General features: G+C 65.7%; 2 protein-coding genes. One reads left to right on the top strand and one right to left on the bottom strand.

Features of this window, described 5'->3' with window-relative positions:
* Nucleotides 1–27 precede the first annotated feature (27 nt).
* Nucleotides 28–456 (bottom strand): IS200/IS605 family transposase, encoded by a 429-nt coding sequence (tnpA, locus tag KLK06_RS59380; protein WP_214635467.1) that lies wholly within the window; start codon nt 454–456, stop codon nt 28–30.
* 24 nt (nt 457–480) lie between these two features.
* Between tnpA and KLK06_RS59375 the strand changes: the two genes are divergently transcribed.
* Nucleotides 481–1620, top strand: coding sequence for an RNA-guided endonuclease TnpB family protein (locus KLK06_RS59375; RefSeq protein ID WP_214644745.1), 1140 nt, complete (start codon nt 481–483; stop codon nt 1618–1620).
* The last annotated feature ends 72 nt before the right edge of the window (nt 1621–1692 follow it).

Genomic DNA, 1692 nt, shown 5'->3' with positions numbered 1-1692 from the left:
AGTAGCGGGCAGGTCTGGATAGGCAGATCAGCCGGGTCGTTTCTGGTTCTCGATGTACTCCTTGATGATCGATAGTGGGGCACCGCCGCAGGAGGCGGCGAAGTAGGACGGGGACCAGAAGTGCCCGCCCCACAGGTACTGGCGCACGTGCGGGCCGAACTCCTTGCGCAGCAGTCGGGCCGAGACGCCCTTGAGGGAGTTGACCAGGACCGACAGGGCGACCTTGGGCGGGTAGTGAACCAGGAGATGGACGTGGTCGTGTTCGCCGTTGAACTCGACCAGTACGGCCCCGAAGCTGTCGCACACCTCAATCATGATCTCTTCGCAACGGGTCAGGAGCTCATTGGTGAAGACCTTCCGCCGGTATTTGGGGGTAAAGACCAAATGTGCGTGAAGGCTGTAGACGACGGTGCGTCCCCGTCGGATATCGGGATTGGGTTCCCAGCGCGGTGACATGGACCAAACGGTAGTGTGTTCGAGGTGAAGCTGGTGGTGCAGGTGAAGCTTCTGCCGACGCCTGAGCAGGCGGCGGCGCTGGAGGCGACCCTGCGCGACTGCAACCAGGCGGCTGGTCTGGTCTCGCGGACCGCGTTCACCACCGGGGTGACGCGTGAGTACGATCTGCGCAAGCACACCTACGCGGCTCTGAAGGAGCGCGGTCTGGGCGCCCAGGCCGCGCAGCATGTGATCAAAAAGGTTGCCGACGCCTATCGCACGCTGAAGGCCAATCTGCGCGCGGGGAATCTGGGAGCGCCGGGCGCGCCACGGCGGATCCGGGTTGAAGGAAAACCGATCGTCTTTCGCCCACATGCGGCCCAGCCCTACGACGACCGCTGCCTATCCTGGCAGCTTGACGCACGGACGGTGTCGATCTGGACGGTGGCCGGCCGGCTGCGCCGGGTCGCGTTCACCTGCTCGGATCAGCAGCGGGCGATGCTGGCCGCGCACCGTCGAGGCGAGTCGGACCTGGTGTTGCGGGACGGCCGGTGGTTCCTGATCGCGACCTGTGAGGTCCCGGACGTGCCGGTCACCGCACCGGACGGGTTCACCGGTGTGGATCTGGGCATCGTCAATATCGCCACCACCAGCGGCGGGGTCCGGCACAGCGGCAAGAGCCTGAACGCGGTCCGGCAACGCAACCGCGAGTTGCGCCGCCGGCTGCAGGCCAAAAAGACCAAGTCCGCGAAACGGCTGCTGAAGAAACGCCGCCGGACCGAAGCCCGGTTTGCCGTCAACACCAATCATGTCATCGCCAAAGCCATCGTGACCGAGGCAGAACGCACCGGACGTGGGATCGCCCTGGAAGATCTTCAAGGGATCCGCGAGCGGGTACGGCTCCGCAAGCCCCAGCGGGTCACGTTGCATTCGTGGAGCTTCCACCAGCTGGGAGCGTTCATCGGCTACAAGGCCCGCCGGGCCGGGGTCGCCGTGATCTACGTCGATCCGGCCTACACCAGCCAGCAATGCTCGGCCTGCGGGCATGTGGACCGGGCCAACCGGCCAGACCAGGCCGGTTTCTCCTGTACGTCGTGCGGCTTCGCTGAGCACGCCGACGTCAACGCAGCCCGCAACATCGCCTCACGCGGTGTGGCGGACTGGGCAGTGAGTCACGCTGCCTGACGCGGACCTCGCCGCCGAAGCCAGCGACGGTGAGGAGCTGCAAGCTCGGTCGTTTACGGCCGAGAAGCTGAC

Origin of the sequence: Nonomuraea sp. NEAU-A123 (genome assembly GCF_018603905.1) — a bacterium.
In the GTDB taxonomy this organism is placed as follows: domain Bacteria; phylum Actinomycetota; class Actinomycetes; order Streptosporangiales; family Streptosporangiaceae; genus Nonomuraea.
The sequence above is the reverse complement of the archived record's forward strand: the minus strand, read 5'-3'. Positions and strand labels throughout refer to the sequence as shown.

Bases quoted from the DNA above. Each gene is read 5' to 3' on its own strand.
- tnpA (WP_214635467.1), bottom strand. From the start codon at position 456: ATGTCACCGCGCTGGGAACCCAATCCCGATATCCGACGGGGACGCACC.